General features: G+C 73.2%; 7 protein-coding genes. 1 reads left to right on the top strand and 6 read right to left on the bottom strand.

Features of this window, described 5'->3' with window-relative positions:
* Positions 1 to 1,394: 1,394 nt before the first annotated feature.
* The 4 genes from RZ84_RS10840 to RZ84_RS10855 form a co-directional block, all read right to left on the bottom strand.
* Complete coding sequence (locus tag RZ84_RS10840; RefSeq protein ID WP_078893683.1) at positions 1,395 to 1,997, bottom strand: hypothetical protein; 603 nt, start codon at positions 1,995 to 1,997, stop codon at positions 1,395 to 1,397.
* Positions 1,998 to 2,128: 131 nt separating this feature from the next.
* Positions 2,129 to 3,199 carry a prenyltransferase/squalene oxidase repeat-containing protein gene (locus RZ84_RS10845; RefSeq protein WP_043264148.1) on the bottom strand — a complete coding sequence of 357 codons (1,071 nt, stop codon included), beginning with the start codon at positions 3,197 to 3,199 and terminating at the stop codon, positions 2,129 to 2,131.
* Positions 3,196 to 4,053, bottom strand: coding sequence for a class I SAM-dependent methyltransferase (locus RZ84_RS10850; protein ID WP_043264149.1), 858 nt, complete (start codon positions 4,051 to 4,053; stop codon positions 3,196 to 3,198). Before RZ84_RS10850 ends, RZ84_RS10845 begins: the two co-directional genes overlap by 4 nt.
* A 59-nt stretch (positions 4,054 to 4,112) precedes the next feature.
* Positions 4,113 to 5,468 carry a glycosyltransferase family 4 protein gene (locus tag RZ84_RS10855; RefSeq protein ID WP_043264150.1) on the bottom strand — a complete coding sequence of 452 codons (1,356 nt, stop codon included), beginning with the start codon at positions 5,466 to 5,468 and terminating at the stop codon, positions 4,113 to 4,115.
* Between the two features lie 239 nt (positions 5,469 to 5,707).
* On the opposite strand from RZ84_RS10855, the gene RZ84_RS10860 reads away from it, so the two are divergent.
* A complete protein-coding gene (locus tag RZ84_RS10860) occupies positions 5,708 to 6,346 on the top strand; it encodes a TetR family transcriptional regulator (protein WP_043264151.1) in 639 nt (212 codons plus the stop codon).
* Positions 6,347 to 6,369: 23 nt separating this feature from the next.
* On the opposite strand, the gene RZ84_RS10865 is transcribed toward RZ84_RS10860, so the two are convergent.
* The gene (locus RZ84_RS10865; protein ID WP_043264152.1) at positions 6,370 to 6,603 is read right to left on the bottom strand and encodes a ferredoxin; all 234 of its coding nucleotides are present in this window, start codon (positions 6,601 to 6,603) and stop codon (positions 6,370 to 6,372) included.
* Positions 6,603 to 7,181, bottom strand: a 579-nt coding sequence (locus RZ84_RS40920) for an aldehyde dehydrogenase family protein (protein WP_241777653.1), incomplete at its 5' end; no start/stop codon positions are given. The genes RZ84_RS40920 and RZ84_RS10865, both read right to left, overlap by 1 nt.

Here is a 7,181-nt window from a genome sequence, read left to right on the forward strand (position 1 = left end):
CCCGGTTCTGCCCGGGGGGGGGGGGCGGGGGTGGCCTGGGTTCCGCCTGGTGGGTGGGGGCGGGCCTGGTTTCCCGGTTCTGTCCGGTGGGTGGGGGCCGGCGTGGCCTCGGTTCCGCCTGGTGGGTGGGGGCGGGCCTGGTTTCCCGGTTCTGTCCGGTGGGTGGGGGCCGGCGTGGCCTCGGTTCCGCCTGGTGGGTGGGGGCGGGCCTGGTTTCCCGGTTCTGTCCGGTGGGTGGGGGCCGGCGTGGCCTCGGTTCCGCCTGGTGGGTGGGGGCGGGCCTGGTTTCCCGGTTCTGTCCGGTGGGTGGGGGCCGGCGTGGCCTCGGTTCCGCCTGGTGGGTGGGGGCGGGCCTGGTTTCCCGGTTCTGTCCGGTGGGTGGGGGCCGGCGTGGCCTCGGTTCCGCCTGGTGGGTGGGGGCGGGCCTGGTTTCCCGGTTCTGTCCGGTGGGTGGGGGCCGGCGTGGCCTCGGTTCCGCCTGGTGGGTGGGGGCGGGCCTGGTTTCCCGGTTCTGTCCGGTGGGTGGGGGCCGGCGTGGCCTCGGTTCCGCCTGGTGGGTGGGGGCGGGCCTGGTTTCCCGGTTCTGTCCGGTGGGTGGGGGCCGGCGTGGCCTCGGTTCCGCCTGGTGGGTGGGGGCGGGCCTGGTTTCCCGGTTCTGTCCGGTGGGTGGGGGCCGGCGTGGCCTCGGTTGCTGTCGGTGGGTGGGGGCCGGAGGGCTGCACCGGAGTACGTCCTCGGCGCGGGCGCATCTGCTCAGTCAGATGACGAATACCCCGGCGTTCGCTCCAGGTCCTGCGGGCGCACTCCGGTACATCCCTCCGGCCCTGCGCCGTTGCCGACCGGCGGCCGGTGGCTCCGACCGCCACGGAAGCCCGCATGCCACCCCGGCCGGCAGGTGGCCGCCGGCCCGTACGCCCATCCACCTCGCACCCAGCCCGTGAGCCCGTGAACCCGGGCATCGCGCGTACGCGTTGGCCCCCGCGGGACGGCTCGGCCGCCAACAAGCGCGAGCACGCGTGGCCGTCCGGCAGAACCGAGGTGGCGGGACGGCTCGGCCACCGACCAGCGCGAGCACGCATGACTGTCGGACAGAACCGAGATGGCGGGACGGCTCGGCCACCGACCGGCGCGAGCACGCATGGCTGTCCGACGGAACCGAGACGGCGGGACGGTCGCCCGCGGCGCAGGTCGGAGGGGATGTCCCGGGGTGCGCCCGCAGGATCTGGAGCGAACGCCGGGGTATGCCTCATCTACGTACCAGATGCGCCCGCGCCGTGGGGGCACCTCCCGGCCGAAGGCTGGGGGAGTACCCCGGGGCAGCCCCTCCGACCCCACCCACCGGGCAGTAGGCGCGCAGCCGAGCGGCCGAGCTCGGCGCCCCACCCAGCCCCGGCTCAGCCCCCCAGTTGGGACGTAGTAGGCACCTGGTCCTTCACCTCGGCGCCGTTCTTCTTGCCCGCGTCCTTGACGTTGCCGATGACGTTCTGGAACTGGTCGACGTCGCCGGTGCCGGCCTCGCCCTTGCGCAGCTTGGTGCCCATGTCCTTCAGCGACTCGATGCCGCTGCTGAGCGGGACCAGCGCCTTGGAGAGCGCGGGGTCGCCCTGGGCGTTGCGGACCGCGGCCTTGAGCCGGTTGTAGGTGAAGACCCCGGCCAGGCCCGCCTTGACCAGCGCGGTCTTGCGGCCCTTGGCGCCCTTCTTGAAGGTGCCCGCCTTGAACGGCTTGACGATCCACTTGTAGGTGGCGCCGGCCGCCAGCCCGGCGTTGGCCACGAAGCGGGTCTTGGCGAACTTCTGCTTCTCGAACGAGCTGGTGGGACTGGGACTGGGGCTGGCGCCGGCACTGACACTGGTGCCGGGTGAAGCGGAGGAGCCGCCTTTGCTCTTGTTCGAGCAGGCCACGGCGCCCACGGTCAGGCTGCACGCCAGCAGCAGCGCGACGACGGCCCGGCGCAGGGCCGCGCGGTTGCGGGTGGGGGACGACAGGACGATCACGGCGCGCCTCCGGCGGGCTCGGGTCGGCTGAGGGGCATTCGTCCGCAGCCTGACCCGGCCACCGGAGGGCCGCCACCCGGAACCGGCCGTATGGGGATGACCGATGTCGGCCCGCGCCCGTACGGGGAGGGCTACCGGCAGCAGTCCGGGGTGAGCCCGGCCGGCAGCCGCTCGCCGCCGAAGACGGCCGTGGTGGCCTCGTCGCCGCCCAGGGCGGCCACCGCCAGCAGCAGCGAACCGGCCGTCCAGGAGGTCAGCTCCCGTGGCCAGATCGCGTCGTCGTCGAAGACATAGCCGGTCCAGTACAGCCCGTCCTCGGCGCGCAGATGCTGGATCCACTTCAGGATCTGCACCGCCCGCTCGGACTCCCCCATCGCCCAGAGCGCCAGCGCCAGTTCGGCGCTCTCGCCGCCGGTGACCCAGGGGTTGGGCAGCACACAGCGCACCCCCAGGCCCGGTACGACGAAGCGCTCCCAGTCCGCGTCGATCCGCTCCCGGGCCGCCGCGCCGCGCACCGCGCCGCCCAGGACCGGGTAGTACCAGTCCATGGAGTAGCGGGACTTGTCCAGGAACCGTTCCGGGTGGTGGCGTATCGCGTGCCCCAGGCGGCCGACCGCCAGTTCCCAGTCCGGCTGCGGCTCCTCGCGCTGCTCGGCGTGCGCCAGGGCGCAGCGCAGCGCCTGGTAGACGGAGGACGAGCCGGTCAGCAGCGCGTCGTTGACCGGGGTGCCGTCGTCCTCGCGCTTCCAGCCGATCTCGCCGCCGGGCTGCTGGAGTTCCAGCACGTACTCGATCGCCGCGTGGACCGCGGGCCACATCCGGTCGAGGAAGGTCTCGTCCCCGGTGGACAGGAAGTGGTGCCAGACGCCGACCGCGATGTAGGCGCAGAAGTTGCTCTCCCGGCCGCGGTCGGTGGGCGCCGCCGCGTCGCCGTCGGCGTAGGCCGCGTACCAGGAGCCGTCCGGGTTCTGGTGCCGGACCAGCCAGTCGTACGCGGCCTCGGCGCGCTCGTGCTCCCCGGCCGCGTCCAGCGCCATGGCGGCCTCGGTGTGGTCCCACGGGTCGAGGTGATGGCCGCGGAACCAGGGGATCGCCCCGTCCGCGCGCTGGGTCGCCAGGATGCCCGCGACCGTGCGGGCCGCCTGCTCGGCGGTGAGCACCCCCGGCAGGACCAGCCGTTCGGTACGCCCGGGACTCGTCACTTGGCGGCCCCGGAAGCGGACTTGGCGGTGGACTTGGCGGTCTTCGTGCCCTTGGCTGCGCGGCGGGCGGGCTTCCCGGCAGCCGCCGCGGCACCGGCACCGGCCGCCGCTGCCGCCTCCGGCTCCGCCCCCGCCTCCGGCAGTCGCGGCTTCGTGGCATAGGCGACGAAGCTCTTGCCGATGAGCGGGTTGAGCGCCTGCTCGGCGAGCCGGGTGGCCAGCGGCTTCTTCATGATGTCCCAGACCAGCAGCTTGTGGTACGCCTTCACCGGCAGCGCCTGGTCGTTGTCCACGCCGAAGGCGCACTTCAGCCACCAGTACGGGCTGTGCAGTCCGTGCGCGTGGTGGGTACCGTACGGTTCCAGGCCGGCCTCCCGCATTCTGCCGAGGAGTTCGTGCCCGCGGTAGATGCGGATATGGCCGCCCTCGACCTCGTGGTAGGCGTCGCTGAGCGCCCAGCAGACCTTCTCCGGGCCGTACCGGGGCACGGTGACCGCGATCCGGCCGCCCGGCCGCAGCACCCGGACCATCTCGGCGAGCACGCCCTTGTCGTCCGGGATGTGCTCCATGACCTCGGAGATGATCACGACGTCGAAGCTGTCGTCCGGGAACGGCAGTGCCAGCGCGTCGCCCTCCATCGCGACGGCGGAGGCGCCCGCCGGGGCCTCCCCGGCCTCCTTCATCGCGGCGAACCACTTGGCGACCTCGCGGATCTCCTCGCCGTTCTGGTCGAGGGCGACGACCTGCGCGCCGCGCCGGTAGCACTCGAAGGCATGCCGGCCGGCGCCACACCCCAGATCGAGTACGCGGTCGCCCGGAGCGAGCGGGAAACGGGAAAAGTCGACGGTCAGCACAGCGTTCTGCTTTCGTCCGGCGGTGGATGGCGTGGAGGGCTGCGGTACGGGGTGATCGGCTAGCGGGGAAGGGTGCGGGCGGCGACCGGGCCGCCCTGGAGGGCGATCGCCTCGCGGTAGCGCTCGGCGGTGCCGATGGCGGCCTGCCGCCAGGTGAAACGGGACAGCACCCGCTCCCGGCCGGCCGTGCCGAGGCGGCGGCGCAGCGCGTCGTCGCCCAGCAGGCGGAGCAGTCCGGCGGCGAGCGCCCCGGCGTCGCCCGGCGGCACCGCGAGGCAGGTCTCGCCGTCCGGCCCGGCGACCTCGGGGATGGCGCCGCCGGTGGTGGCCAGCAGCGGCGTCCCGGTGGCCATCGCCTCGGCGGCGGGCAGCGAGAAGCCCTCGTAGAGGGACGGGACGCAGGCGATCTGCGCACCGCGGACCAGGTCGACGAGTTCGGCGTCGCTGATGCCCTTGACGAACTCGACGGCGCCGGAGAGTCCGAGCCGCTCGATGGCGGCGGCGACCGGCCCGCCGTCGGCGCGCTTGCCGACGACCACCAGGTGCGCGTCCGGGTTCTCGGTCCGCACCTTCGCCAGCGCCTCGACGAGGTGGATCAGACCCTTGAGGGGCACATCGGCGCTGGACGTGGTGACGATCCGACCCGGCACCTCCGGCACCGCGGCGTCCGGCGAGAAGAGATCGGTGTCGGCGCCGATGTGCACGACGTGGATCCGGTCGGTCGGTACGCCGAGGTCGTCGACGATCTCCTGGCGGGAGGAGCCGGAGACGGTCAGCACCGACGGCAGCCGGCGGGCGACCCGCCTCTGCATGCGGGTGAAGCCGTACCAGCGGCGGACCGAGGCGCGGCGCTTCCAGTCGTGCGCGGCGGCCAGGTCCAGCCGCCGGTCGACGGTGATGGGGTGGTGGATGGTGGTCACCAGGGGGGCGCCGAGCGCACCGGGGCCGCCGAGCAGGCCGTAGCCGAGGGTCTGGTTGTCGTGGACGACGTCGAACTGGCCGCGGCGGGCGGCCAGATGGCGCCGGGCGCGCAGCGAGAAGGTCAGCGGCTCGGGAAAGCCGCCGGTCCACATCGTGCCGACCTCAAGGGCGTCGATCCAGTCGCGGTACTCACCGCGCCGGGGCGTGCGGAACGGGTCGGGCTGGCGGTAGAGGTCGAGGCTCGGCAGCTCGGTCAGCGTCACCCCGTCGTCGAGGACGGGGTAGGGCTGGGCGCCGATCACCTCGACGATGTGGCCGAGGCGGGCCAGCTCGCGCGAGAGGTGGCGTACGTAGACACCCTGTCCGCCGCAGAACGGGTTCCCCTTGTACGTGAGCATCGCGATGCTCAGGGGGCGCCCGGGGTCCGTCGGGGCGGAGGCCGAGGGGGCCTCTGCCGGGCGGGGCGCGGCTGCCTGGACGGCCTCTGCGGTCACGCTCGGCCCCCTTCTCACTGGACTTTCGCCGGAGCGTAACCGCTGGCGATAATCTAGAACAAGTTGCAGAACTGCAAGGCTACTGGTCAGTTCGAGGAAGTTCGAATCTACCGGCCGGGAACGAAGCGAGAAGAGCCGCACCAGGTGATTCGCGCCACCACACGCCCCCCTGCCATGCTGTGCCGATCACAGCACCGACACTCACCGCATCGCGGATGGAAAGCCACGGAATGGGACATATGACTACGGAATCCAAGGCGGTCCGGCCGGCGCTTCCCGCGAGTCCTCCCCTGACCGAGCGTCAGGAGGCCCGGCGCCGCCGCATCCTGCACGCCAGCGCCAAACTGGCCGGCCGCGGCGGCTTCGACGCCGTCCAGATGCGCGAGGTGGCGGAATCCTCCGGGGTCGCGCTCGGCACCCTCTACCGCTACTTCCCGTCCAAGGTGCACCTGCTCGTCGCCACCATGCAGGACCAGCTCCAGCACATGCACGAGACGCTGCGCAAGCGCCCCCCGTCGGAGGAGGACCCCGGCGCCCGGGTCGCGCAGACCCTGATGCGGGCCTTCCGCGCCCTCCAGCGCGAACCGCACCTCGCCGACGCGATGGTGCGCGCGCTGACCTTCGCCGACCGCTCCGTCAGCCCCGAGGTCGACACCGTCTCCCGGCTGACCACCGCGATCATCCTCGACGCCATGGGGCTGGACGGCCCGCCCACCCCCGAACAGCTCTCCGCGGTCCGGGTCATCGAGCACACCTGGCACTCGGCACTGATCACCTGGCTGTCCGGGCGGGCGTCGATCGCCCAGGTGAAGATCGACATCGAGACGGTCTGCCGGCTGATCGACCTCACCACCCCGGGCGCCGGGGCGAAGGACTGAGGTCCCTCCGCCCCGCGAGCACCTCACTCCTCGGGCGGGAAGACCGCCTCACCGCTCGCCACCGAGGTGATCGTGATCGCCTCCACCGGGCAGCCCTCGGCCGCCGCCAGCACGCCCTCCCCGGCGTCCGTCTCCGCCGCCACGGGATGCGACTGGCGCGCCGCGTCCAGCCGGAACCGGTCCGGCGCCGCCCCGACGCACAGCCCGGACCCGATGCAGACCCGCCGGTCCACCGTCACCCGCCAGCGCTCCCCCATCAGGCACCCGCCGGCAGGTGGATCATCTTGTGCTCCAGGTACTCGGCGAAGCCCTCCGGCCCGAACTCCCGCCCGATCCCGGAGTTCTTGTAGCCGCCGAACGGCCCGAGCATGTCGATGCTGAACGTGTTCACCGAGTACGTCCCCGTCCGCACCCGCCGCGCGACCTCGATCCCCCGCTCCACATCCGCCGTCCACACCGACCCCGACAGCCCGTACTCCGAGTCGTCGGCGATCCGCACCGCCTCCGCCTCGTCCTCGTACGGCAGCAGGCAGATCACCGGCCCGAAGATCTCCTCGCGCGCGATCCGCATCGCGTTGTCGACCTCGCCGAACAGCGTCGGCTCGACATACCAGCCCGTCGGCGGGTCCTTCGGACGCCCGCCGCCCGCCAGCACCTTGGCGCCCTCCCGCTGCCCCAGCGCGATGTAGTCCAGCGACCGCCGCTGCTGACGGCGGGCCACCAGCGGCCCCACCTCGCTGGCCGGATCCAGCGGATCACCGACCCGCAGCGCACCCGCCGCGGCGGCGAACCGCTCCGCGATCTCGCCGTAGCGGCTGGGGGGGGCGGGGGGCCG

This window comes from Streptomyces sp. CT34, assembly GCF_000805335.1.
Classification (GTDB): Bacteria; Actinomycetota; Actinomycetes; order Streptomycetales; family Streptomycetaceae; genus Streptomyces.